Source organism: Arthrobacter sp. TmtSoilC51 (assembly GCF_055388015.1).
In genome coordinates this window covers 3,600,371-3,622,799 of record NZ_AP035877.1, presented here as the reverse complement: position 1 = coordinate 3,622,799, position 22,429 = coordinate 3,600,371, and the positions used below count along the sequence as shown (strand labels likewise).

Annotated in this window: 23 protein-coding genes and 1 riboswitch; of the genes, 17 read left to right on the top strand and 6 right to left on the bottom strand. The window is 63.4% G+C overall.

Going from position 1 to position 22,429, the window contains the following annotated elements; all coding sequences use genetic code 11:
* Positions 1 to 22: 22 nt before the first annotated feature.
* Positions 23 to 1,507, bottom strand: coding sequence for an RNB domain-containing ribonuclease (locus ACZ5G6_RS16490; protein WP_223933731.1), 1,485 nt, complete (start codon positions 1,505 to 1,507; stop codon positions 23 to 25).
* Positions 1,508 to 1,548: 41 nt separating this feature from the next.
* Between ACZ5G6_RS16490 and ACZ5G6_RS16485 the strand changes: the two genes are divergently transcribed.
* Positions 1,549 to 2,217 carry a ferritin-like fold-containing protein gene (locus tag ACZ5G6_RS16485; protein ID WP_498686627.1) on the top strand — a complete coding sequence of 223 codons (669 nt, stop codon included), beginning with the start codon at positions 1,549 to 1,551 and terminating at the stop codon, positions 2,215 to 2,217.
* A 42-nt stretch (positions 2,218 to 2,259) separates the two neighbouring features.
* Here ACZ5G6_RS16485 and thiE read toward each other — a convergent pair whose 3' ends face one another.
* A complete protein-coding gene (gene thiE, locus ACZ5G6_RS16480) occupies positions 2,260 to 2,943 on the bottom strand; it encodes a thiamine phosphate synthase (RefSeq protein WP_223933728.1) in 684 nt (227 codons plus the stop codon).
* 27 nt (positions 2,944 to 2,970) lie between these two features.
* Positions 2,971 to 3,088: riboswitch (TPP riboswitch) on the top strand.
* Between thiE and ACZ5G6_RS16475 the strand changes: the two genes are divergently transcribed.
* The 4 genes from ACZ5G6_RS16475 (at position 3,081) to ACZ5G6_RS16460 (ending at position 5,752) form a co-directional block, all read left to right on the top strand.
* Positions 3,081 to 4,367: an FAD-dependent oxidoreductase gene (locus ACZ5G6_RS16475; RefSeq protein WP_498686625.1), complete on the top strand. Its 1,287-nt coding sequence runs from the start codon at positions 3,081 to 3,083 to the stop codon at positions 4,365 to 4,367. Its footprint overlaps the riboswitch before it by 8 nt.
* Complete coding sequence (gene thiS / locus ACZ5G6_RS16470; RefSeq protein ID WP_223933725.1) at positions 4,364 to 4,600, top strand: sulfur carrier protein ThiS; 237 nt, start codon at positions 4,364 to 4,366, stop codon at positions 4,598 to 4,600. Before ACZ5G6_RS16475 ends, thiS begins: the two co-directional genes overlap by 4 nt.
* A 4-nt stretch (positions 4,601 to 4,604) precedes the next feature.
* A complete protein-coding gene (locus ACZ5G6_RS16465) occupies positions 4,605 to 5,402 on the top strand; it encodes a thiazole synthase (protein WP_223933723.1) in 798 nt (265 codons plus the stop codon).
* Positions 5,403 to 5,416: 14 nt separating this feature from the next.
* Complete coding sequence (locus ACZ5G6_RS16460; RefSeq protein ID WP_498686622.1) at positions 5,417 to 5,752, top strand: 4a-hydroxytetrahydrobiopterin dehydratase; 336 nt, start codon at positions 5,417 to 5,419, stop codon at positions 5,750 to 5,752.
* A gap of 74 nt (positions 5,753 to 5,826) precedes the next feature.
* On the opposite strand, the gene ACZ5G6_RS16455 is transcribed toward ACZ5G6_RS16460, so the two are convergent.
* From ACZ5G6_RS16455 to ACZ5G6_RS16445, 3 genes are read right to left on the bottom strand one after another with little or no spacing between them, the layout of a single operon-like run.
* On the bottom strand, positions 5,827 to 6,129 hold the full coding sequence (locus ACZ5G6_RS16455) for a cytochrome c-type biogenesis protein (RefSeq protein WP_223933720.1): 303 nt from the start codon (positions 6,127 to 6,129) through the stop codon (positions 5,827 to 5,829).
* 34 nt (positions 6,130 to 6,163) lie between these two features.
* Positions 6,164 to 6,388, bottom strand: a complete 225-nt coding sequence (locus ACZ5G6_RS16450) for a DUF3107 domain-containing protein (protein WP_223933719.1) — start codon at positions 6,386 to 6,388, stop codon at positions 6,164 to 6,166.
* Between the two features lie 50 nt (positions 6,389 to 6,438).
* Positions 6,439 to 7,173 carry a TetR/AcrR family transcriptional regulator gene (locus tag ACZ5G6_RS16445; protein WP_223933717.1) on the bottom strand — a complete coding sequence of 245 codons (735 nt, stop codon included), beginning with the start codon at positions 7,171 to 7,173 and terminating at the stop codon, positions 6,439 to 6,441.
* 6 nt (positions 7,174 to 7,179) lie between these two features.
* On the opposite strand from ACZ5G6_RS16445, the gene moeB reads away from it, so the two are divergent.
* A complete protein-coding gene (gene moeB, locus ACZ5G6_RS16440; RefSeq protein WP_498686619.1) occupies positions 7,180 to 8,379 on the top strand; it encodes a molybdopterin-synthase adenylyltransferase MoeB in 1,200 nt (399 codons plus the stop codon).
* Between the two features lie 56 nt (positions 8,380 to 8,435).
* Positions 8,436 to 9,440, top strand: coding sequence for an SDR family NAD(P)-dependent oxidoreductase (locus tag ACZ5G6_RS16435; protein ID WP_223933713.1), 1,005 nt, complete (start codon positions 8,436 to 8,438; stop codon positions 9,438 to 9,440).
* A gap of 10 nt (positions 9,441 to 9,450) precedes the next feature.
* Here ACZ5G6_RS16435 and ACZ5G6_RS16430 read toward each other — a convergent pair whose 3' ends face one another.
* A complete protein-coding gene (locus ACZ5G6_RS16430; RefSeq protein ID WP_223933711.1) occupies positions 9,451 to 10,770 on the bottom strand; it encodes a glutamyl-tRNA reductase in 1,320 nt (439 codons plus the stop codon).
* 159 nt (positions 10,771 to 10,929) lie between these two features.
* On the opposite strand from ACZ5G6_RS16430, the gene hemE reads away from it, so the two are divergent.
* The 10 genes from hemE (at position 10,930) to ACZ5G6_RS16380 (ending at position 22,313) form a co-directional block, all read left to right on the top strand.
* Positions 10,930 to 12,057, top strand: coding sequence for a uroporphyrinogen decarboxylase (hemE, locus tag ACZ5G6_RS16425; RefSeq protein ID WP_223933710.1), 1,128 nt, complete (start codon positions 10,930 to 10,932; stop codon positions 12,055 to 12,057).
* Positions 12,058 to 12,062: 5 nt separating this feature from the next.
* On the top strand, positions 12,063 to 13,556 hold the full coding sequence (gene hemG, locus ACZ5G6_RS16420) for a protoporphyrinogen oxidase (RefSeq protein ID WP_498686614.1): 1,494 nt from the start codon (positions 12,063 to 12,065) through the stop codon (positions 13,554 to 13,556).
* A gap of 72 nt (positions 13,557 to 13,628) precedes the next feature.
* A complete protein-coding gene (gene hemQ, locus ACZ5G6_RS16415; protein ID WP_223933706.1) occupies positions 13,629 to 14,330 on the top strand; it encodes a hydrogen peroxide-dependent heme synthase in 702 nt (233 codons plus the stop codon).
* Complete coding sequence (locus ACZ5G6_RS16410; protein ID WP_498686611.1) at positions 14,327 to 15,550, top strand: ferrochelatase; 1,224 nt, start codon at positions 14,327 to 14,329, stop codon at positions 15,548 to 15,550. The genes hemQ and ACZ5G6_RS16410 overlap by 4 nt, the downstream gene beginning before the upstream one ends.
* Positions 15,547 to 16,533 (top strand): hydroxymethylbilane synthase, encoded by a 987-nt coding sequence (gene hemC / locus ACZ5G6_RS16405; RefSeq protein ID WP_498686609.1) that lies wholly within the window; start codon positions 15,547 to 15,549, stop codon positions 16,531 to 16,533. The genes ACZ5G6_RS16410 and hemC overlap by 4 nt, the downstream gene beginning before the upstream one ends.
* A 1-nt stretch (position 16,534) precedes the next feature.
* Complete coding sequence (locus tag ACZ5G6_RS16400) at positions 16,535 to 17,440, top strand: uroporphyrinogen-III synthase (protein WP_223933700.1); 906 nt, start codon at positions 16,535 to 16,537, stop codon at positions 17,438 to 17,440.
* A complete protein-coding gene (gene hemB / locus ACZ5G6_RS16395) occupies positions 17,437 to 18,417 on the top strand; it encodes a porphobilinogen synthase (protein WP_223933698.1) in 981 nt (326 codons plus the stop codon). The genes ACZ5G6_RS16400 and hemB overlap by 4 nt, the downstream gene beginning before the upstream one ends.
* On the top strand, positions 18,417 to 19,532 hold the full coding sequence (locus tag ACZ5G6_RS16390; RefSeq protein ID WP_498686606.1) for an LLM class flavin-dependent oxidoreductase: 1,116 nt from the start codon (positions 18,417 to 18,419) through the stop codon (positions 19,530 to 19,532). Before hemB ends, ACZ5G6_RS16390 begins: the two co-directional genes overlap by 1 nt.
* A 53-nt stretch (positions 19,533 to 19,585) precedes the next feature.
* Complete coding sequence (hemL, locus tag ACZ5G6_RS16385) at positions 19,586 to 20,905, top strand: glutamate-1-semialdehyde 2,1-aminomutase (protein ID WP_498686604.1); 1,320 nt, start codon at positions 19,586 to 19,588, stop codon at positions 20,903 to 20,905.
* A 370-nt stretch (positions 20,906 to 21,275) separates the two neighbouring features.
* The gene (locus ACZ5G6_RS16380) at positions 21,276 to 22,313 is read left to right on the top strand and encodes a glycoside hydrolase family 3 N-terminal domain-containing protein (RefSeq protein WP_498686603.1); all 1,038 of its coding nucleotides are present in this window, start codon (positions 21,276 to 21,278) and stop codon (positions 22,311 to 22,313) included.
* Positions 22,314 to 22,429 lie beyond the last annotated feature (116 nt).

Here is a 22,429-nt window from a genome sequence, read left to right as displayed (position 1 = left end):
GCCCGTTTGCGTCCCCCGGGCCTCAGGGGAGCAGGGTAAAGCGGATCTCGCGGCTGGCAATATCTGCCTTCAGGAGCTGCACCCGGACCTTGGTGCCTGATTCCAATTCGCCGTCACATCGGGCGGTCACCGCGGGTTCCGCGATCTGGATGATGCCAAACGGCCCGTTTCCGTTTCCATTTCCCTTTCCGTTGCCATTTGCCGCTCCGTTGGACGGCTTGGAACCGGAGATGACCACCGCGTCGAACTCCTCGCCGATGTGGTTCGCCACGAGTGCTGCTTCCACGGTGTCCATAGCCAGGCGCTCAAGCCGCCCTGCCAGTTGGTCGGAGGACGCCATGATCTCAGGCAGGGATGGCAGTGCTTCCCGCGCCCACGCCGGTATTGGGTGGCCGTTGCTGAGAGCCTCGCAGATCACCAGGACAAAGCGGTCGATGAGGCGACGCAAAGGGGCAGTGGTGTGCGCATAAGGTGCGCCGATGGCTGACTGGATGACATTGGGGGGAAGTTCGCCATCGAAAGGCGTGTATCCAGCACCGCGGAAGAGCGTGCCTGCGGAGTGGAGGATGGCTAGCTGTTTGGGATCCGAAGCGTCCAGGGTCCGGAGGTACTCGCCGTAGGTAATCTCGCCGTCCCATGGTTTCCCAAGAGCCTTTGTCTGGCGTTTGAAGTGGAGCAGCGAGCGTTCATCGGGCGCGGGCATGGTGCGCAGAATGCCCACTTTTCCGTCGAGCATCAATTGGGCCGCTGCCATACCGGTCATGAGGGATATCTGCGCGTTCCAATCCTCCACAGGTAAGGAGGGTGCGGCGACAATCCTGTAGCCTCCGCCACCGGTTGCCTGCACAATCTCCTGCTCGGGCATGTTCAGGTTTGCGCCACCGCGCAGGCGTTCCAGTTCCACCCGCTTCAGGCCAACCTCCTTGAGGAGCCCAAGGACCGGTGGGGCTGTGCCGGCATCGATCTGCTCCTGGGCACCTCTGTAACTCAGCTTGGCGCGGCTACGGACAGTTCCGCGGGACACGGACATGGCGGATACTTCGGCATTGTGGTCCAGCTCGAAGTCCCACACGAAGGCGCTGCAGTCCTGATCAGCCAACAGGCTGCCGGCGTTCTCGCTGATAACTTCCGGATGCAGCGGGATCCTCCCGTCAGGAGCGTAGAACGTTTGCCCCCGGTGCCGGGTTTCTGCATCCAACGCCCCGCCTGGAGCAACAAAGGATGGCACGTCGGCGATTGCATAGAGGACTCTGTAACCGTCACCGGCACGTTCAATGAACACCGCCTGGTCCAGGTCAGTGGACGTGGCTGGATCAATGGTCACGAACGGAATGTCCCGGAGGTCACGTTCCGGCAGTGTATGGTTTTCTACCGCCTTCCGGGCTTCCGCTACGGCCTCGGCCGGGTATTCACCAGGGAGCTCCAGCTCGGTCCGGAGGGCAGCAAATGCCTCGGCGAGCTGGTCCGACGAGTCGTCGACGTTGGGCGAAATCCGATGATGTGACACGAAAATCAGGTTAGCCCGAAATCGCTGGATAGTCTTGGACCATGAGCACTTCCCCGGACGACAATGCTCGCGTCCAGCGCCTCGCCTCCGAGCTGCTGGGAGCCATGGCCTATGGCGAGCTCTCGGCGTTTGGCCGGCTGTCTTTCGACTCCCGGTACGCTCCCACCCTGCATGACAGGGCAGTGCTGGCAAAGATCGCAGTTGGCGCATACGGAAACTTTGCCTTGATCAGCACGCGGTTATCGGAGATGGGACTCGATGCCGAGGATGCCATGCTTCCGTTCCAGCGCTCCTTTGACCACTTCCACGAGCGAACAAAGCCAGCGGACTGGTTTGAATCAGTCATGAAGGCCTATGTGATCGACACAGTGTCGTCGGACTTCTACCGGATGGTGGCTTCGTTCCTTGACGCCGGGACGCAACTCTTTGTCCAGAAGGTTGCCTCCGCCGACCAAGCCACGGAAGTACTCCGCGTCCTCCTGCGCCGGGCGCTGGCTGATGACCCGCGCCTCGCGTCGCGACTCGCTTTGTGGGGCCGGCGCCTCGTCGGAGAAGCGCTGACCCAAGCCCAACGTGTCGGCCTGGAACATCCTCACTTGGGCCCAATGCTCAAGGGCGAAGGGGATTCGCGGGCGGCAGTCAAGGCGCTCACCGCCGAGCTTGCCGAACGGCACGGACGGCGGATGTCCGGGCTCGGGCTCACGGCTTAGGCATATTTCGCTTTCGCGCCGCGGCCAACCGGGTGCCGATACCTAAGCGGCGTCGAGCGCTTCCAGCAGCGTCTTGGCCGCCGCCGTCGGGTCCTGCGCCTCGGTGATGGCCCGCACGACGACGATCCGGCTCGCTCCCGCGGCAACCACCTGTTCAACGTTGGTGAGGTCGATGCCGCCGATAGCGAACCAGGGGAGGAGCACGCCACCCACAGTCTCCTCGTCTGCGCGCTTTACGGCTTCCGCGGCATATGTGACCAGATCCAGCCCGACTGCTTCGCGGCCTGGCTTCGTGGGTGTCGCCCATACTGGACCAACGCAGAAATAATCCAGCCCACTGCGGCCCGGGGAGGCCTCTATGGCCGCGTCAACCTGGTCCGGTGTGTGGGTGGACAGGCCGATGACGGTCTGGTCGTGGAGGAGGTGCCGTGCTGCGCGTAATGGGATGTCTTTTTGGCCGATATGGAACACAGGAGCCCCGGAAATACTGGCAACATCGGCACGGTCGTTGACGGCCCACAGCCTTCCGTGCCGGCGGGCAACGTTGTGCAGGACCTCCAGGACCTCCAGCTCCTCGGCGGCCTCGAGCGTCTTGTCGCGAAGCTGGATGATGTCGACGCCGCCCTCAAACGCGGCGTCGACGAAGTCTTCAAAATCGCCCTGCCGCTTGCGGGCATCGGTGCACAAATAGAGACGGGCAGTGGTGTGGACATCATGCTGGGTCATGGAAACCAGAGTAGTTCCTCTAAACTGGGCACGTACTGCGGGAGCCGTGACAGCGTCATATGACCGTCCGGCTGAGAGGGCTTCAGCGCCGACCGCTTGACCTGATCCGGCTAATACCGGCGTAGGGAAGGAAACGCATGGCAGAATCCGGCCAAAACCCTCTGCAGGCGGATGTTGCGGTCATCGGTGGCGGCATCATTGGCCTTGGCATCGCCCACGAAGCCCGCCGACACGGCCGCTCGGTGGTCCTTATTGATCCCGCACCGGCAGCGGGCGCGACGTTCGCCGCTGCCGGGATGCTCGCTCCTGTGAGTGAACTTCACTACCAGGAGGAAGACCTCCTGGAACTCATGCTGGAGTCCTCTCATTTGTGGCCGGCTTTTGTCCGGAGCCTGCCCGGCGACGAATCAGCCACCGGATACCGCACGACGTCGACAATCGCCGTTGGCGCCGATGCTGCCGACCGCCGCGCGCTGGCAGACCTCCGCACAGTCCAGCAGGCCGCAGGGCTTCAGGTAGAGCCTTTGTCCTTGCGGCAAGCGCGCGAGCGTGAGCCCCTGCTCAGCCCACAGATTTCCAGCGCCTTCGACATCCCGGCGGACCATCAAGTGGACCCACGGATGCTTGCACGATGCCTCATGGAAGGGCTGGCAGGCCACAGTCGAAGTGACGCAACGTGGGTTTCCGGAGCGGAGGACGGTTTCGCGCTGCCGTTCCCAGCGTCCCGTTTGCTGTGGGACGGGGACCGCGTCTGCGGAGTCGAGCTCGATCCGGGCGCCGGATCCGGCGACGGGCGCGTCGTTTTGGCGTCAGAGACCGTGGTCGCCTGCGGGCTGGATGCGGCAAGGCTAGGCAATCTCCCCGAGGGTCTCAGCCTGCCCGTGCGGCCGGTCTATGGCGACATCCTCAGGCTGCGCGTTCCCGAACACCTCCAGCCGCTCCTCACATCCACCATCCGGGGCATGGTGCGCGGAGTGCCGGTGTACATCGTCCCCCGGGCCGACGGAACGGTGGTGATTGGAGCTACCCAGCGCGAGGACGGACTATCCGCGTCCACCAACGCAGTGTCCGCCGGAGGCGTCTATCAACTCCTGCGTGATGCCCAAGTGTTGGTTCCTGCCGTGGCGGAGCTGGAACTGTTGGAAGCCACAGCCCGCGCACGGCCCGGCACTCCGGACAACGCACCGCTCCTTGGACGCGTCGCTGGACCCAGCGGCAACATCGAGGGTTTGGTGATCGCAACCGGCTTCTTCCGCCATGGCGTTCTATTGACGCCCATCGCCGCAAAGATCGTGGGCGGGCTGATAACCGGTTCCTCCGATCCACGCTGGTCAATCTTCCGGCCCGACCGCTTTGCGGCGAACGCAGGCCAACGGACTCCAACCCCCGCAGCTGCACAATCTCCCACCAAGGAAACAGTATGAATATCAAACTCAACGGCTCCGATCATGCCGTGGCGGACGATGCATCCGTCAGCACGCTCGTCAGCGCCATTACAGGCCGCACCCTGGACCACCGCGGACAGGCAGCCGACGGCGGCAAGCTGGGTGTCGCCGTCGCACGTAATTCGGAGGTTGTGCCGCGCAGCCAATGGGCCGCGACGGCGCTCGCCGATGGAGACGAACTCGAACTCGTAACAGCAGTCCAGGGAGGCTGAAGACATGACAGCAGCAAAAACTGACATTCGCACAGACGGCTTGGTGATCGACGGCGTCGAAATCGGCTCCCGCCTGATCATGGGTACAGGTGGTGCGCCGAGCCTGGACGGCTTGGGAGCAGCTCTTCTGGCCTCAGGAACGGAACTGACAACTGTGGCAATGCGCCGGTACTCGCCAGCCGAGACAGGGTCGTTGTTCCAGCTCCTGGTGGACCACAACATCCGGGTCCTGCCCAACACGGCTGGCTGTTTTACTGCCAAAGACGCTGTGATGACCGCGGAGCTCGCCCGGGAGGCGCTGGAGACAGACTGGGTGAAGTTGGAAGTCATTGCCGATGAACACACGCTTCTTCCGGACGCGGTGGAACTCGTGGAGGCAACCGAACAGCTGGTGAACCGCGGCTTCAAGGTTTTCGCCTACACCAATGACGACCCCGTCCTGGCGCTGCGCTTGGAAAACCTGGGTGCCACAGCAGTCATGCCCCTCGGCTCGCCTATTGGAACGGGGCTTGGCATCCTGAACCCGCATAACATCGAACTGATCGTGTCCCGGGCTTCTGTTCCGGTAGTGCTCGACGCCGGCATTGGAACTGCCTCGGATGCCGCGCTTGCCATGGAGTTGGGCTGCGACGCTGTCCTGCTGGCGACGGCAGTGACCCGTGCGCAGAACCCGGTCCAGATGGGCGAGGCCTTCAAACACGCAGTGATCGCCGGTAGGCTTGCCAAACAGTCCGGCCGGATTCCGCGGCGGGAGCATGCGCTCGCGTCCTCGGCGATGGAAGGCCGGGCAGAGTTCCTCTAGGCAAGGGAGCAGTTATGGCCGGCAAGGAAGGGCAATTGCCTCAAGCCGAGGTGGAAGCCGCCCTCAAGGACCTCCCCGGCTGGAAGTACCAGGACGGTCTGGTGACCGTCTTCAAAACCTCGACGGCAGCCGACGCCTTGGCGCTTATCGCCGCGGTGGGCCGGATCGCCGAAGAACAGAACCACCATCCGGACTTGGAATGGCGCTACAACCGCGTCTTTCTCCGCTACGTCTCCCACGATGCCGGCGACAGCGTGACGGAACGCGACGTCGCCGCTGCCGCTGCCGTGAGCGAGGCAGCAGCCGCGTCCGGTGCCCTGGCGCAGCCGGATCGCTACCCGGAAGCTTGAACGAGCTGGAAAGTTAAACGGCGCTGGTCGTCACCTATGGGTGACGACCAGTGCCGTATAAGAGCGGGGAGCGTCTAGAGCCTCAGAGCTTTGGTGAGGGCGGCGGTGTCATGCTGGGTGCGCTTACGGCCCAGATAGACCACAACGGCAATCGCGATGGCCGTCCCCAAAACGATAGGGAGGATCCACGGGATCCAGGTGAGCCCGGGCTGGTAACCGAACCCAGCCATGATGAAAGCTATCCAGCCCAGCACGCCGACGGTCGCCGAGACGCCCGCTGGCAATGCAATGCCGTACTTACCGTGTCGCTTGTCATTTGCCCACACGATGAATCCTGTAGCGATGGTGGCAAGCACCACCACAACGAGTGAAAGCATGGAGACTCCTTAGCGGCCGCTGCCAGTGGGAACGCTAGAGGGCGCCGAAACCGACGCGGCGGACTTCCTCGGCACCAATTTCAACGTAGCCCAGCGCATTTCCGGGAACGATGATCTGGCGGCCCTTCTCATCCGTGAACCGCAGATCCGAACCCTTGGAGATGGCCTCTCCGACGATCTTGGCTACAGCATCAGCATCGAGTGCGGATTCGAACACGATTTCACGGCCAACATTCTGAATGCCGATCTTTACTTCCACAGCAAGGCCTCCAAGCCAATCAAGTTTTAAGTCAGTCCTCTATTTGTAGCCTAGGACTCTTTGGGGAATCGACTGATTCCGCGCCAAGCTAAACGATAGATCAGATCACTGGCTACATCGAGGTCGAGATTTCCATCGGTTTCGAGCCAGTAGCGGGCGCTGACCTGCGCCATTCCTGCCAGTCCGCGGCCTAGGAGCTGTGCTTCCAAAGGGGGAAGCTTGGTGTCCTCGGCGATGACGTGGGCCACTGCGTCGGCGAACGTTTTGTTGAAAGTCTCCAAGCGCGAGCTGACATCGGGGTCGTTAATGAGGTCAGACTCGAAAACCAGGCGGTGGGCTTGGTCGTCGTCGGCTATGAACCTGTAGTAGGCCCGCATGACTGCCTTCACGCGCTCTTTATTGTCCGTGGTGGAATTCAGGGCATTGAGCATCAAATCGGTCAGCGTCGCCAGATGGCTGTCCAGCAACGCCATGTAGAGCTCGCGTTTGGAAGGGAAATGCTGATACAGGACCGGCTTGCTCACATGCGCGGTCTCGGCGATTTCGTCCATGGCGGCACCATGGAAGCCGTTGGATACGAAAACCTCCAAAGCGGCGTTTAGCAACTGTGCGCGGCGCTCGTCTCGCGGCAACCTTGCTGAACGCGTTGAACCAGTCCGTTCTTGCTTCGCTGGTGCCCCATCGTTTGCCCGTGTGCCGTCAGCCACAGTCTGCCGCCTTTCCTTTGCAGTTATGACCACTGTACCGGTGGGTAATATGACCGGGCGGCATCGGCAGGCATACATTGGGGTATGGCCTCAATTCTTGCTGCCCACCCCGCGCCCGCTGTCCTGCCACCCCTCGTTGAACCGGCCGCCGCACTAACGCCGGCCGAGGTGGAACGGTACTCCCGGCATCTCATCATTCCGGAAATCGGCGCTCTGGGCCAACGCAGGCTTAAGAATGCGAAAGTTCTTGTCATAGGCGCTGGCGGCCTGGGATCCCCAGCTTTGTTGTACCTCGCCGCGGCCGGCGTAGGAACTCTCGGCATAGTCGATGACGACGACGTTGATCTCAGCAACCTGCAGCGGCAGGTCATCCATGGCGTCAAGGACGTTGGCACCCCGAAAATCGAATCTGCGCGGAACGCCATTGCGGAGCTCAACCCGTTGGTGAACGTGGTCCTGCACAACGTCCGCCTTGACTCCTCGAATGCCTTGGAACTGTTTGCCGATTACGATCTCATCCTGGACGGCGCGGACAACTTTGCTACCCGCTACCTGGTCAACGACGCCGCCGCGATTCTCGGCAAGCCGTACGTTTGGGGCTCAATCTTCCGCTTCGACGGGCAGGTCAGCGTCTTCTGGGCCGAGCACGGCCCCACATACCGTGATCTCTACCCGGAAGCCCCGCCAGCCGGCTCAGTGCCCTCATGCGGTGAGGGCGGAGTCTTTGGCATGTTGTGCGCCGCCGTTGGATCCCTCATGGTGACGGAGGCAGTCAAGTTGATTACCGGCGTCGGCCGTTCCTTGCTTGGCCGCGTAGCGCTGTTCGACGCCCTGGGCGGCAGCTGGCGCGAGATCAAGGTCTCCAAGGATCCGGAAGCGGAGCCCATCACGGAACTCGTGGATTACGAGGCATTCTGCGGTGTGACTCCGGCTGCGGCCACTGACCAGGAGCACACGGTCACTGCCAAGGACCTTGCACGGATGTTGGCCGAGCGGGAGTCGGGTGAACGCGACTTTGAATTGGTGGATGTCCGCGAGTCCGGCGAGCACAGCATCGTGAATATCGATGGTTCGGTCCTCATCCCGCAGGGGAGGATTCTCTCAGGCGAGGCCTGGGTCGAGTTGCCGCAGGACAAGGACATAGTCTTCCACTGCAAGGCTGGTACGCGCTCTGCTGCGGTCCTGGAGGCCGCACAGAAGGCGGGCTACACACGCGTCAGCCATCTCGACGGCGGTATTCTCGCCTGGGTTCGCGACGTCGAGCCGGAGAAACCGGTCTACTGACCCAGCCCGTGCGTGGGTTCGTTGCCGCGAACGCGGCAAATCTGCGAAGCTCAACCATGAGCGAAGATTCAAGCGTGACTCCCCAGCAACCCATCGGCTCGGGGTTCGGGCACTACTCAACTGCCTCGGACGTCATCTCCGGCATTGACCTGACCGGGAAGACCGCCATTGTCACAGGCGGATATTCCGGGCTGGGGCTGGAGACCGTGAAGGCCCTTTCCTCTGCAGGCGCCCGTGTCATTGTCCCGGCGCGCAGGTTGCAGCACGCCCAGGAAATCGTGGCCGAAGCCGGGCTCGCTGCCACAGGGGTGGCGGGTTCCGTAGACGTTGAGCTCCTGGATTTGGCGGATCAAGCAAGCGTCAAGGAATTCGCCGCCCAATACCTCCGCACTCACGCGACCCTGGACATCCTGATCAACAATGCAGCGATCATGGCAAGCCCCGAGCAACGTGTTGGGCCGGGGTGGGAGGCGCAGTTTGCCACCAACCACCTGGGGCATTACACCTTGGCCAATCTGCTGTGGCCGGCATTGGCAGCCGCTGGGAATGCGCGCGTTGTGTCCCTCTCGTCCACCGGTCACAAGCTGTCCCGCATCCGTTTTGATGACATCAACTTCGATTCCGGCTACGACAAATGGCAGGCCTATGGCCAGGCCAAGACAGCCAATGCGCTCTTTGCCGTGGAACTGGACCGGCTGGGCCGGGCTTCCGGGGTACGGGCGTTCGCTGTCCACCCCGGCGGGATCATGACCGAACTGCAGCGGCATTTGCCGCACGAGGAAATGGTCGCGGCGGGCTGGATGGACGCTGAAGGAAACTTGAGGGAGGGCTTCAAAACCCCTGCGCAAGGTGCAGCTACATCGGTGTGGGCAGCCACATCGCCGGCCTTGAATGGCAAGGGCGGCGTTTACTGCGAGGATTGCGACATCGCCAAGCCCACGGACAAGAATTCGCCACTCGCCCGGTACCAGGGCGTGGACGGCCACGCGATTGATCCGGGCGATGCCACGAGGCTCTGGCAGGTATCTGCCGAACTCACAGGAGTCAACGCCTTCAGCTGACTTGGGGTGGCTAGGCGCTTTCGGAGCGGAGTTGCTCGTGGTCCACGGGGCATTCCGCAGCAGCCGGAGCCTGGGGCTGCTCCACCTGGATGCCGTACAGGGCTTCCAAAGCGGCTACGTAATCGTCCTGTTGCCCGTTGGCCGCGAGTTCGCGGGCGCGCACGGTAGGAATATGGAGGAGTTGCTTGACCATCCGGCGCAGCGCAAATTCCACCTCTTCGGCGGCAGCGGTGCAACCGTGGCGGGCGCGGACCTTCTCCATTTCCGCGTCCAGTACGTTCATGGTGTGGCGCCGGAGGGCAACGATAGCGGAGTCGACGGACCGGGATTCGCGTTCCGATTCAAACGCCGTTGCCGCGCCGTTGACTATCTCGCTGGCATGGGACAACGATTCTGCCTGTTCCTGGGGTGCAGCCAGACGCACAGACTCAAGGGTGAGGAGTTCGACGCCGTCGAGCTCGCCCACAGCGGGGTCGAAGTCGTGGGTGAGCGCAAGATCGATCGCGATGAGCGGCTTACCGGAATTCGCCCTGACCCGGGCGAGATCCTCAGCTTCAACGCGGGTATCCGAACCGCTGCAACCGATCATGACGTCGGCTGCGGACACCGCTGACGGGAGACTATCGGCGTCGAGCGCCCTGCCGCCACGGGTGGCCACGAAACCCTCGGCGCGGCCGGAGGAGGAGTAGACGGAAATATCGGTGCAACCGCGTTCACGGAGCAGTGACATCGTGGCACCGGCATAGGCGCCAGTTCCGAAGACAACGACCTTCTTGGCCGACCAGTCATCGCTGTCAGAGAGGTCCGTTGCCAGATCCAGGGCTACGGAGACGATGGAAAGGCCGCGTGATCCAAGGGCCGTCTGGGCGCCAACATCTTTTGCGGTCTTGGATGCAGCCTGGAAGAGCCGGACGAGTCCGGAACTCGCAGTGCCTTCCTGCTGGGCCGTAATCAAGGCCCGGCGGACCTGCCCGGCGATTTCGCGTTCCCCAACCACTGCGGAATCCAAGCCGGCGCTAACAGCGAAGAGGTGCCGTGTGACGTCAGGTCCCGTGTGGGTGCTGAAGGAGCGGGAAACGAGTTGCTCGTTGAGGCCGCTCAATTCGCTGATCCGCGAAACAAGGGCAGAACGGGCGGCCTCGAGGCCTGCTCCGTTGGCCGTTTCGCCGTAGATCTCATAGCGGTTGCAGGTTGCCAGGACGACGGCGCCGGAGACCAAGGGAGATCCGGAGAGGGCCGAAGAGGCAAGCTCAGAGGAACCGTTGCTCAGCTGAGCAACGGTTTCGAGGTCGATGTCGGCGTGTGTAGCCACCAATGAGAAAAGAACCACAGCACCCCAATCATAGCTTTTTCGCAGCCCGGTAGAACAATGTGCCGCAGTGGGAATTCACACGCGGTTCCGTGATCCCCGCCACGCAACCCCTTGAAGGGGCGCTACGTGACAGCCTGTCGTTATCTTTTGGCCCGGATTTTCGGCACAATCAAAGGCATGACTTCTAGCGCGGCAGCATCCAATAGTACGGCCACCAATGCCCCCGCAGGCCACCCTGCCGGCAAACTTGACGCGAATCACCCGTTGATGGACGGCCGTACTTCGGACTCCCCGCTCATCACTGCCTACCGGGGCGGCAAGCCCTCTCGCAGGCCTGTATGGTTCATGCGCCAAGCCGGTAGGTCCCTGCCGGAATACCTTAAGGTACGCGAGGGCGTCGCCATGCTCGACTCCTGCCTGCGTCCCGAACTTGCCGCCGAGATCACCCTGCAGCCGGTTCGCCGCCATGATGTGGATGCGGCCATCTTCTTCTCTGACATCGTCATACCGCTGAAGCTCGCGGGCGTCGGCGTGGATATCGTCCCCGGCGTCGGTCCTGTCCTGGATAAGCCGGTCCGGACTGCCGCTGATGTTGCAGCCCTTCCCGAGCTAACGTGGGAGGCACTGGAACCCATTCGCGAAGCGGTCCGCTTGACGGTGGCTGAACTGGGCAAGACTCCACTGATCGGGTTCGCCGGCGCGCCGTTTACGCTCGCGGCCTACATGGTGGAAGGTAAGCCTTCGCGGGACCACCTCGGCCCGCGGACCATGATGCACGCGGACCCCGAGACCTGGACAGCCCTCGCCAATTGGGCCGCGGATGCTTCCGGGTTGTTCCTTCAGGCGCAGCTTGAGGCCGGGGCGTCCGCTGGACAGCTCTTTGACTCTTGGGCGGGATCGTTGGGCCTGGCTGATTACACCAAGTACGTGGCTCCGGCATCCGCCCGGGCACTTGACCACGTGCGCGGGCTGGGTGCTCCGCTGGTGCACTTCGGTACTGGCACGTCCGAGCTTCTTGTCGCCATGCGGGACGTCGGTGTGGACGTTGTGGGGGTCGATTACAGGCTGCCCCTGGATGAGGCCAACCGCCGCTTGGGCGGCACGGTTCCCCTCCAGGGCAACATCGACCCCGCCCTCCTTCCGGCCCCCTGGGAGGTCCTCGAGGCGCATGTCCGCGAGGTTATCGCGGCTGGCTCGCACGCTCCCGGCCATGTCCTGAACCTGGGCCATGGCGTGCCCCCGGAGACGGACCCCGCCGTCCTGACGCGTGTTGTGGAGCTCATCCACTCCATCCCGGCAGAGTAGGACGCATGCGCGGGGGAAACGTACACGCCAAGGCGAAGGAAGCAGTCACGCCGCACCCGGCGCCTGGACCCGCCGCTGTTGTGGTCGGTGGCGGTATGTCCGGCCTACTGGCAGCGAGGGAACTGGCCATGGCTGGAACGTCGGTGACGATCCTTGAGGCAAATGATGCCTGGGGTGGTTGCGTCGGAAGCCACGTGGTAGCGGGATTGACTTTGGACAGTGGCGCGGAGTCGTTTGCTACGCGGTCCACCGCCGTGGCGGACCTCGCGCGCGAGCTCGGACTGGAAAGCCGGATCGTTTCCCCGCACCCGGGCGGCGCGTGGGTGCAGCTTCCGGACGGACCCCAAGAGCTGCCCAAGACTGGCGTTCTTGGCATCCCCGCCAACCCCTGGGACGCCGAGGTCAGGCGTTCCCTTGGCCTTTCCGGCGCCGTGCGCGCCTCCCTGGACCGTTGGCTGCCCGCCTCGCTTGGCACATCCTCCGAGGTCACCAGCGTGTCTGCCCTGGTCCGCGCCAGAATGGGGAAGAAAGTCCTGGAGCGGCTGGTTGCTCCGGTGGTGGGTGGCGTTCACTCTGCCGATCCCGGTCTGTTGGACGTCGATATGGTGGCCCCCGGCCTCCGCGCGGGGCTTCGGAAGCACGGGTCCCTGGCTGCGGCTGTTGCTGCCCAGCGCAAAGCAGCCCCCGGCCCTGGTTCCGCTCCCGCGAAGGCAGGTTCCGCCGTCGGGGGTTTGAAGGGCGGCATGAACACACTGGTATCCGCGCTGGTCAAGGATCTCCGGGACCGCGGCGTGGAAATGCTGAGTGGAAAGCGTGTTGATTTCGTATCGAAAACGGGCAACGGTTGGCGGGTCACCGCCGGTGAAACCACGTACGACGCCGGTCGGCTGGTAGTTGCCCTGGATGGCCCCGCTGCCGTGGGGCTGCTGGAAACGGCTATACCGGAGCTGGCCGGCCTACGCCCTGCCGCAGGACCTTTGGTGAGCTTGGTGACGATGGTTGTTGACCTTCCTGAATTGGACGGCCGGCCCCGTGGGACCGGGATCCTCGTAGCTCCCCAGACGCCAGGGATCCAGGCAAAGGCCCTGACGCATGCCACCGCCAAATGGGATTGGTTGGCAGAAGAAGCCGGTCCGGGCACGCACGTCCTGCGCCTTTCCTATGGCCGCCGTGAGGATGCCGAAGGGGGAGCGCCGGATCGTGTGATGAGAGATGAAGAATTGCTGGCAGCCGCGCTTGATGACGCCTCGGCGTTGCTGACGGTACCGGTTTCGCGGGCGGACATTGTCGATTGGGATGTTGTGCGCTGGGCAGGCGCCCTGCCGTTCGCCGCCGTCGGTCATAAACAGCGCGTAGCTCAAGTGCGGAAGTTGTGCGCCGCAGCTGATGGCCTCACCGTCGTTGGTGGCTGGCTGGCCGGTAATGGCCTCGCCGCCGTGGTGGCGGACACGCGTTCGCAGCTCGCTCAGGGAATCATTGGCGATCGCCCAATTTCGTGATTTGTGTCACTTCTACGCCCTGTAGAAGTGATCCATTTCGACTTAGCGGCTGGCACGGGGCAAACTTGAACCATGAGCCACACTTCTGCCGAATCTGTCACTAAAACTGCTGGAACCGAAGAGCAGTTCTTTACGCTCTGGACCGTCTTCAAGCGCTCGGCCGACGTCCTGCGCAGCGGCGATGCTGCCCAGGAATTTGAAGCCCTTGAAGGGAAGCTCGCCAAAGAAGGCGTGATCCTGCGGGGCAGCTACGATGTTTCCGCCATGCGCTCGGACGCCGACATCATGGTGTGGCTCCACGGACCCAAGCCGGAAGACCTTCAGTCAGCCGTCCGTTCCATTCGCCGCAGCAAGCTCTTTGCCGGCACTGAGATCGTCTGGTCCGCGATGGGCGTGCACAGGGAAGCCGAGTTTGCCAAGAGCCACGTCCCGGCCTATGCCCGCGGCGTCGAGCCCAGCACCTGGCTGTGCGTCTACCCGTTCGTCCGCTCGTACGAGTGGTACCTGCTTCCCGCCGAAGAACGCGGAAAGATGCTGCGCGACCATGGACTGCTGGGCCGGGAGTTCCCGCAAGTCATTTCCAACACCGTTTCCTCGTTCGCGCTGGGTGACTGGGAGTGGATCCTTGGCCTCGAGGCGCCTGAACTTGTTGACCTTGTGGACCTCATGCGCCACCTGCGTGCCACCGACGCCCGCAACCACGTCCGTGAGGAAATCCCCTTCTACACGGGCCGCCGCGTAACCGCTGCCGAGATTGCAGAGGTCCTCGCATGAGTGGCATTGCCGTTTCCACGGCCGGCAATGAGGTCACCGAGCGCGGTCGCCAGGAAGCAAAGCAGTACGATGCCGTGCTGCTTGCATCCTTTGGAGGTCCTGAAGGCCAGGAAGATGTCATTCCCTTCCTTCGCAACGTCACCCGGGGCCGTGGCATCCCAGATGAGCGCCTTGAAGAGGTCTCACACCACTACCGTGCATTTGGAGGCATCAGCCCCATCAACCAGCAGAACCGTGAACTGAAGGCCGCGATCGAGGCTGAGCTGGCCAAGCGCGGCATCGAGCTTCCCGTCCTGTGGGGCAACAGGAACTGGGACCCGTACATCGCGCCGGTTCTGCAGGACGCCTACGACGCCGGCCACCGCCGGATCCTGATGCTCACCACCAGCATCTACTCCTGCTACTCCAGCTGCCGCCAGTACCGTGAAGACATTGGCATCGCCCTGACCGAAACAGGACTGGACGGCAAGCTCGAGGTGGACAAGATCCGCCAGTACTTCGACCACCCCGGCGTTGTTCAGCCGTTCCTTGAGGGCACCGCCGCGGGCCTTGAAGAGATCCGCGGCAAGCTGGCCGCCGCCGGCGAAGCAGATCCGGACTCAAAGATCCGTGTCCTGTTTGCCACCCACTCCATCCCTACGCGCGATGCCGAGGCCGCCGGCAAGTCCGAGGACGAGCCACGCGAGTTCGCAGAAGGATCGGCGTACGCGGCCCAGCATCTGGCAAACGCTAAGGCCATCATGGATGTCGTAGCCCCGAACGTGGCCTGGGACCTCGTGTACCAATCCCGCTCCGGCGCACCGCACATTCCATGGCTGGAACCGGACATTAACGATCACCTCGAAGAAATCGCCCCCCAAGGAGTGCGAGGCGTCGTGATCGTTCCCCTCGGTTTCGTCAGCGACCATATGGAGGTTGCCTGGGACCTGGACACCGAAGCCCTCGAGACCTGCAGGAACCTGGAGATGGAAGCCACGCGCGTCCCCACCCCGGGAACGCATGCTGCCTTTGTTTCCGGGCTGGTTGACCTGATCTGTGAACGCACGGTGGAGAACAACATCGCCGATCGCCCCCACGCTACTGACCTGGGTCCTTGGTACGATGTCTGCCGCCCGAATTGTTGCGAAAACTTCCGCGGTGCCAAGCCCGTCATTGCCGAGGTCGGCTCCACTGTCGGTGTTGGGCATGACGCTTACACCTCTACGGAGGCCAGCAAGTGACCATTCGCATCGGCACCCGGGCCAGCAAGCTCGCGCTGACCCAGACCCAGCAGACTGCCGATCAGCTTGCGGCTGTTGGTGGCTTCCCGGTGGAGCTGGTGCACATCAAGACCGAGGGCGACGTCAAGACCGGCTCGCTGTCGCAGATGGGTGGCACGGGTGTCTTCGTGGCGGCCCTGCGGGATGCCTTGCTTGCTGAAACCTGCGATGTCGCTGTTCATTCTTTGAAGGACCTGCCCACCGGGGCTGCGGTCGGACTGAGCATCGCCGCTACCCCCAAGCGCGTGGATGTCAGGGATGTCCTGTGTGCCCGTGATGGCCTCACCCTTGCAGAGTTGCCCGGTGGCGCCAGGATCGGCACGGGCTCGCCCCGCCGTGCGGCGCAGCTCCGTGCAGCACGCCCGGACATTGAGGTGCTGGATATCCGCGGAAACGTGGACACGCGCCTGGGACGCGTCCCCGGACTTCCCGGCAATGGCACCGACCAAGTTGTTCCCGGCAAGTCCTGCGACCTGGACGCCGTGGTGCTGGCTGCTGCAGGCCTGGAACGGATGGACCGGCTGGACACCGTGAGTGAGTTCTTCGAGACGGATGTCATGTTGCCTGCCCCGGGCCAGGGCGCATTGGCGATCGAATGCCGTGCGGAGGACGCCCCGCAGTCGGAAGGCTCCCAAGGCGTTCTCGCCCAGGCTCTCGCCGCATTGAACGACGACGACACCCGGCTTGCCGTAACAGCCGAACGCGCCGTACTGGCCCGGCTCGAGGCTGGCTGCGCCGCACCGGTTGGCGCCCACGCCTTCCGGAAGGGCAGCATGCTGCACCTTGAAGCTGTTGTCTGCGCCGTAGACGGCACCAAGACCGTACGCGAGAAGAAGGCTACCGATGGCCTGACTGAAGTTGGTGCCACGTTGCTCGGCATTGAAGTTGCGGAGCTTCTGCTCGCCGCCGGTGCCGCGGAGATCGCGGATCTTGCAGCGTCCTGATGTGACTCACGCATCTGGCCTGGCAGGTCGGCGCGTCCTCATTACCAGGAGCGCCGACCGGGCCCGGCCGCTTGTTTCGCTCCTGCACTCCCTCGGAGCGCAGCCGCTGGTGCTTCCCCTCATCGATTTCGAGCGGGCGGAGGACCAGGCTTCCCTCGACGCCGCCCTGGACAAGCTCGCCGCTGGCTATTTTGAGTGGGTGGTGATCAGCAGCATCACCACCGTGCGTGTCCTGCTGGAAAAGGCCGCCCAGCGCGGCACGATCCCCGCGAAACTCGTACCCACCGGGACGCGGGTGGCGACGATTGGCCCATCGTCACGGGGGATACTTGAAGCTGTGGGACTGACAGTCTCGCTGGCACCCACTGACCTCCAATCCGCCGAAGGCCTCGTCGCCCTCTGGCCGACGGCTCCTGCGCGCGTTCTCCTCCCGCAAGCCGATATCGCTACTCCCGGCCTGCGGGACGGATTGGTCGGCAAGGGCGCTGACGTAACGTCCGTGATTGCCTATCACACAGTGGACTACCCGGCCCGCACAGGACGACGCCTGGAAGCGGAACTGCCCGCCGTCGTCGGGGTTTCCGGCAGTATGGGTTCCGGCAGTGCCGATCACAAGGCGACCTCCGGCGGCGCACAGCTGCAGGAAATGACCCCGGCAGAAGCGCGGGCCGCCATCGGCGCCGGGACGCTGGACGCCGTCGTGGCCGCTTCCCCGAGCGCCGCCCGCCGGATTGCGGAGACCCTCGTGCCCTTGGGCGGTTGCCGGTTCATAGCCATTGGGGGTCCGACGGCGGCAGAGGCCGCCCAGCTCGGCATCACCGTTGCAGCCACCGCCAAAAAACCTACCCCGGACGGCATCGCGGCCGCCCTGGATTCAGTATTCGCCAACGAAGGGAACCCCAGATGAGCTTTCCGAACCACCGTCCCCGCCGCTTGCGCACCACCCCGGCGATGCGCAGGCTTACGGCAGAAATCCGTCTCGCCCCGGCAGACCTCATCCTTCCGGCCTTCATCCGGGAGGGCCTCAGCGAGCCCAGTCCGATCAGTTCGATGCCCGGCGTCGTCCAGCACACCACTGAGACGCTTAAGCGTGCCGCTGCGGAAGCTGTGGAACTTGGCGTGGGCGGCATCATGCTGTTCGGCGTGCCGGAGGTTCGCGACGCCCGGGGCACGGCCTCCTTGGACCCTGAAGGTGTCCTGAACAAGGCCATCCGCGACGTCAAGGCTGAAGTGGGCGATGACCTGGTCATCATGGGCGATGTTTGCCTGGACGAATTCACCGACCACGGACACTGCGGCGTTTTGGATGCCGACGGATATGTGGACAACGACGCAACCTTGGAAATCTATGGCCAGATGGCCGTAGCCCAGGCAGAGGCGGGCGCCCATGTGCTGGGACCTTCGGGCATGATGGACGGACAAATCGCCGTCATCCGCCAGGCCTTGGAGGACTCGGGCCATAAAAATACCGCCATCCTGGCGTATGCGGCCAAGTATGCCTCAGCTTTCTATGGTCCGTTCCGTGAAGCGGTGGACTCCCAGCTCAAGGGCGATCGCCGAACGTACCAAATGGATGCAGCCAACCGTCGGGAAGCCATTCTCGAAGTGGAATTGGACCTCGAAGAAGGCGCCGACATGGTGATGGTCAAGCCCGCCATGAGCTATCTGGACATCCTCGCGGACGTTGCGGCCATGAGCCCGGTGCCGGTTTCGGCCTACCAAATCTCGGGGGAGTACGCCATGATCGAAGCGGCTGCTGCCAACGGCTGGATCGATCGGCGGGGTGCCATCACCGAGTCCGTGCTGGGCATCAAGAGGGCCGGCGCGGATACCGTCCTGACCTATTGGGCCTCCGAACTGGCAGGCTGGCTGAAGGAGTCCTGATGACTGCCGTGCCTTCCGAATCCAGCTTTCCGCCCGCAGCCGGAATTCCCGTGGACCCCACAGCGCCCGTAGCGGCCAACCAAATCCTGCTCGGCCTGAACACCTTCGGGGATGCAGGGCTCGACGCCGACGGAAATCCGAAGGAGCACGCCCAGGTGCTGCGCGAGCTGCTGGAGGAAGCAAAGCTGGCTGACGCCCTTGGCATTCACGCTTTTGGCGTGGGAGAGCATCACCGCCGCGATTTCGCTGTGTCTGCTCCTGAGGTCTTCCTCGCGGCAGCTGCCGCAGCGACCTCCCGGATCAGGCTTGGCTCGGCTGTGACGGTCCTCAGCTCGGATGATCCGATCCGCGTCTTCCAACGTTTCGCGACCGTTGACGCAATCTCCAATGGCAGGGCAGAAGTGATGTTGGGCAGGGGCTCGTTCATTGAGTCCTTCCCCTTGTTCGGCCTGGACCTTGCGGACTACGACGTCCTGTTCGAGGAAAAACTTGAGCTGTTCGACCAAGTACGGGCCCAGAAGCCGGTTCACTGGGAAGGGCGGACGCGGCCCAGCATCAGCGGACTCCAGGTCTATCCACGCTTACAGCATCATTTGCTGCCGGCATGGATCGGTGTGGGTGGGACGCCTGAGTCCGTTTTGCGGTGCGCGGAGTACGGCTATCCCATCATCTTCGCGATCATTGGGGGAGAGCCTCGGCGGTTTGCTCCGCTCGTGAATCTCTACCGCGAGGCGATGGCAAAATACGGGCACCCCATGCGACAGATCGCCACCCACTCGCCGGGTTTCATTGCAGACACAGACCAGGCTGCCCGGGAGGAACTCTTCCCGCATTGGCTGGAGCAACGCAACAGAATCGGGGCCGAGCGCGGCTGGGGGCCGGGAAACCGGGCGGAATTCGACGCCATGTGCGGACCGGAGGGCGCCCTGTATGTGGGTTCTCCCGAGACTGTGGCCCAAAAGATCGTCCTGCTCAAGCGCAACCTCGGCGTGGACCGCTTCGATCTCAAATACAGCAACGGCACGCTGCCGCACCGATCCATGATGCGCTGCATCGAACTTTTCGGCACGGAAGTTGCTCCACGGGTAGCGCAGCTGCTGGCGGACGCCTCATAGCGGCGCTTCTGAATCACCAAAGACGCTTCTGAATGACTGAAAGAATAGGAACCATGACTTCAAACACCCCTGTGTCCGACCAGCTTTTCGACCGTGCCCGGTCCCTGATGCCCGGCGGAGTGAACTCCCCGGTACGCGCCTTTGGATCCGTGGGCGGAACCCCGAAGTTCATGGTTTCGGCCAAGGGCGCCTACCTCACAGACGCCGATGGCAGGGAATACGTGGACCTCGTCTGCTCCTGGGGCCCGGCACTGCTCGGTCATGCCCACCCGGCCGTGCTCGACGCCGTGCACGCAGCGGTGGATCGCGGCTTGTCTTTCGGTGCTTCCACCCCGGATGAGGCCAACCTTGCCGAGATCGTTAAGGAGCGGGTGTCCGCCGTCGAACGCCTGCGCATGGTGTCCACGGGTACAGAGGCCACAATGACGGCGGTTCGCCTCGCCCGCGGCTTTACCGGGCGCAACCTGATCATCAAGTTTGCGGGGTGCTACCACGGCCACCTGGACGGGCTGCTGGCAGCCGCAGGTTCCGGCGTTGCTACGCTGGCTCTCCCTGGTTCGGCCGGCGTCACGGCGGCCACTGCCGCTGAGACCCTCGTTTTGCCTTACAACGACCTCGCTGCCGTCGAAGCTGCGTTCGCCACGCACGGCAACAACATCGCGGCCGTGATCACCGAAGCTGCCCCGGCAAACATGGGCGTCGTCACCCCGGGCGAGGGATTTAACGCCGGACTGTCGCGCATCACCAAGGAACACGGTGCCCTCCTCATCCTCGATGAAGTCCTCACAGGCTTCCGTACCGGCTACGCCGGCTACTGGGGACTCACGGGCCGCCAGGAAGGATGGGCCCCGGACCTGCTCACCTTCGGCAAGGTCATCGGCGGCGGAATGCCGACGGCGGCTCTTGGCGGACGCGCGGATGTGATGGATTACCTCGCGCCCGTGGGCCCGGTGTACCAGGCCGGCACTTTGTCAGGAAACCCCGTGGCCATGGCTGCTGGCGTGGCAACACTGACCCATGCGACACCCGACGTCTACGCCTATGTCGACGCCCGCTCGCTGGAGCTCTCCGCCGCTTTGTCCTCGGCGCTGGATGCCGAAGGCGTGGACCACTCCATCCAGCGTGCAGGGAACCTGTTCTCCGTTGCCTTCGGCACTTCTGCCCGGGGTGTGCACAACTACGACGACGCCCAAGGCCAGCAAGCCTACCGTTACGCACCGTTCTTCCACTCGATGCTGGACTCCGGCGTCTATCTGCCGCCGTCGGTCTTCGAGGCGTGGTTCCTTTCCGCGGCACATGATGACGCTGCTATGAACAGGATCGTTGACGCACTCCCTGCTGCTGCGAAGGCCGCAGCCGCGGCGACCGCATAAGTCCGCGACCGCATAAGGCAAGGACAACGCAGTGCCTTGGCCTGCTGCTACAAGCTGGCTGGGGCACTGCGCCTCCCCGGGGTAGGCTCGTAATGGAAACCCAACCCCAACGAATTCACGGTTTACCATGCGCTCCATCCAGACAATTGCATCCCTTGGCTTGTGCGCCGCAGCGGCCGGAATCGTGGTCACCATGGTGTCTGGCTGCTCAGGTGGCAGTGGAACCGCGGACCCAACATCTTCGCCGGTTTCGCCGACGGCAAGTACCCCCTCGCCGACGAGCACCCCTGTTCCAAGCACGTCCACCACTCAGGCGTCAAACGAACCCCGGGAATCCCGGACCCCCTCGACAGCGCCTACCCCTCAAGCCTTGTCCACGCCGCAACAACAGCTTGCCAAGCTAAGCCTCGAGCAACGCGTAGGGCAGCTGTTCATGGTTGCTGCCAAGGCCACCGGTGCGGAACCGGGCACGATGGAAGCCCTCTCCAAATACCACGCGGGCAACGTTTACCTGAGTGGTCGCAGCAAGGCAGGGACAGAGGCCACAGCTGCCGTAGTGGCCTCCCTGACCGGGAAGGTTTCCGCCGAAACTACCGGTGGGCTGCCTCTCTTCGTAGCCACGGACCAGGAAGGTGGATACGTCCAGGTTCTGGCTGGTCCAGGTTTCTCCACGATTCCCGCAGCTTTAGTGCAAACGGGAGCTGGCCCCGCGAAGCTGCGGGCAGACGCCACCGTGTGGGGGAAGGAACTCCGTAGCGCCGGCGTCAATGTCAATCTGGCCCCCGTCCTTGATACTGTGACGAGCCCTGAATTCGCGCCATCCAACGCGCCCATCGGGCAGTTCCAACGGCAGTACGGATATAGTCCGGGCCAAGTTTCTGAGCTGGGGAACGCTTTTGCCCAAGGCATGAGGGACGCGGGGGTCGCGCCCGTTGTGAAACACTTCCCGGGCCTCGGCAGGGTAGCGCCCAACACCGATGTCAGCCGTAACGTCAGGGACACCAAGACCACGCGGAACGATCCCGCCCTGGAGCCATTCCGCACAGCCATCACGAACGGCGTGCAATGGGTCATGGTGTCCAATGCGTACTATGACCAAATCGACCCAGCCAACATTGCGCCGTTCTCGCCCGTGGTTATGGGGCAGATGCTTCGCGAGGACGCCGGCTTCAAGGGCATTATCCTTTCGGACGACGTCTGTAGTGCAGCACAATTGGAGCCTTGGCCGGCCCCTGACCGTGCCATCAACTTCTTCGGAGCTGGCGGCACGATGCTCGTGTGCGCCGACCCCGGAAGCATCCCGTCCATGTATGAAGCCGTCCTGCAGAAAGCGCAGTCCGACCCAGCTTTCCGCAACAAGGTGGATGCCGCGGCTTTGACAGTGCTGTCGGTCAAGTCCGGTAAATAAGCCTGAGTCGCGGAGACTGGCTGGTGCCTTAGAGCTGGTGAGCTGAATGCAGAAGACCCCGCCTACCGGACTGTCCACCCCTCAGGGGCGTTGTCTGGAGGCGGGGTCTGCTGTAT

Bases quoted from the DNA above. Each gene is read 5' to 3' on its own strand.
- ACZ5G6_RS16485 (WP_498686627.1), top strand. From the start codon at position 1,549: ATGAGCACTTCCCCGGACGACAATGCTCGCGTCCAGCGCCTCGCCTCC.
- thiE (WP_223933728.1), bottom strand. From the start codon at position 2,943: ATGACCCAGCATGATGTCCACACCACTGCCCGTCTCTATTTGTGCACC.
- ACZ5G6_RS16475 (WP_498686625.1), top strand. From the start codon at position 3,081: ATGGCAGAATCCGGCCAAAACCCTCTGCAGGCGGATGTTGCGGTCATC.
- thiS (WP_223933725.1), top strand. From the start codon at position 4,364: ATGAATATCAAACTCAACGGCTCCGATCATGCCGTGGCGGACGATGCA.
- ACZ5G6_RS16465 (WP_223933723.1), top strand. From the start codon at position 4,605: ATGACAGCAGCAAAAACTGACATTCGCACAGACGGCTTGGTGATCGAC.
- ACZ5G6_RS16460 (WP_498686622.1), top strand. From the start codon at position 5,417: ATGGCCGGCAAGGAAGGGCAATTGCCTCAAGCCGAGGTGGAAGCCGCC.
- ACZ5G6_RS16455 (WP_223933720.1), bottom strand. From the start codon at position 6,129: ATGCTTTCACTCGTTGTGGTGGTGCTTGCCACCATCGCTACAGGATTC.
- ACZ5G6_RS16445 (WP_223933717.1), bottom strand. From the start codon at position 7,173: ATGTATGCCTGCCGATGCCGCCCGGTCATATTACCCACCGGTACAGTG.
- moeB (WP_498686619.1), top strand. From the start codon at position 7,180: ATGGCCTCAATTCTTGCTGCCCACCCCGCGCCCGCTGTCCTGCCACCC.
- ACZ5G6_RS16435 (WP_223933713.1), top strand. From the start codon at position 8,436: ATGAGCGAAGATTCAAGCGTGACTCCCCAGCAACCCATCGGCTCGGGG.
- hemE (WP_223933710.1), top strand. From the start codon at position 10,930: ATGACTTCTAGCGCGGCAGCATCCAATAGTACGGCCACCAATGCCCCC.
- hemG (WP_498686614.1), top strand. From the start codon at position 12,063: ATGCGCGGGGGAAACGTACACGCCAAGGCGAAGGAAGCAGTCACGCCG.
- hemQ (WP_223933706.1), top strand. From the start codon at position 13,629: ATGAGCCACACTTCTGCCGAATCTGTCACTAAAACTGCTGGAACCGAA.
- ACZ5G6_RS16410 (WP_498686611.1), top strand. From the start codon at position 14,327: ATGAGTGGCATTGCCGTTTCCACGGCCGGCAATGAGGTCACCGAGCGC.
- hemB (WP_223933698.1), top strand. From the start codon at position 17,437: ATGAGCTTTCCGAACCACCGTCCCCGCCGCTTGCGCACCACCCCGGCG.
- ACZ5G6_RS16390 (WP_498686606.1), top strand. From the start codon at position 18,417: ATGACTGCCGTGCCTTCCGAATCCAGCTTTCCGCCCGCAGCCGGAATT.
- hemL (WP_498686604.1), top strand. From the start codon at position 19,586: ATGACTTCAAACACCCCTGTGTCCGACCAGCTTTTCGACCGTGCCCGG.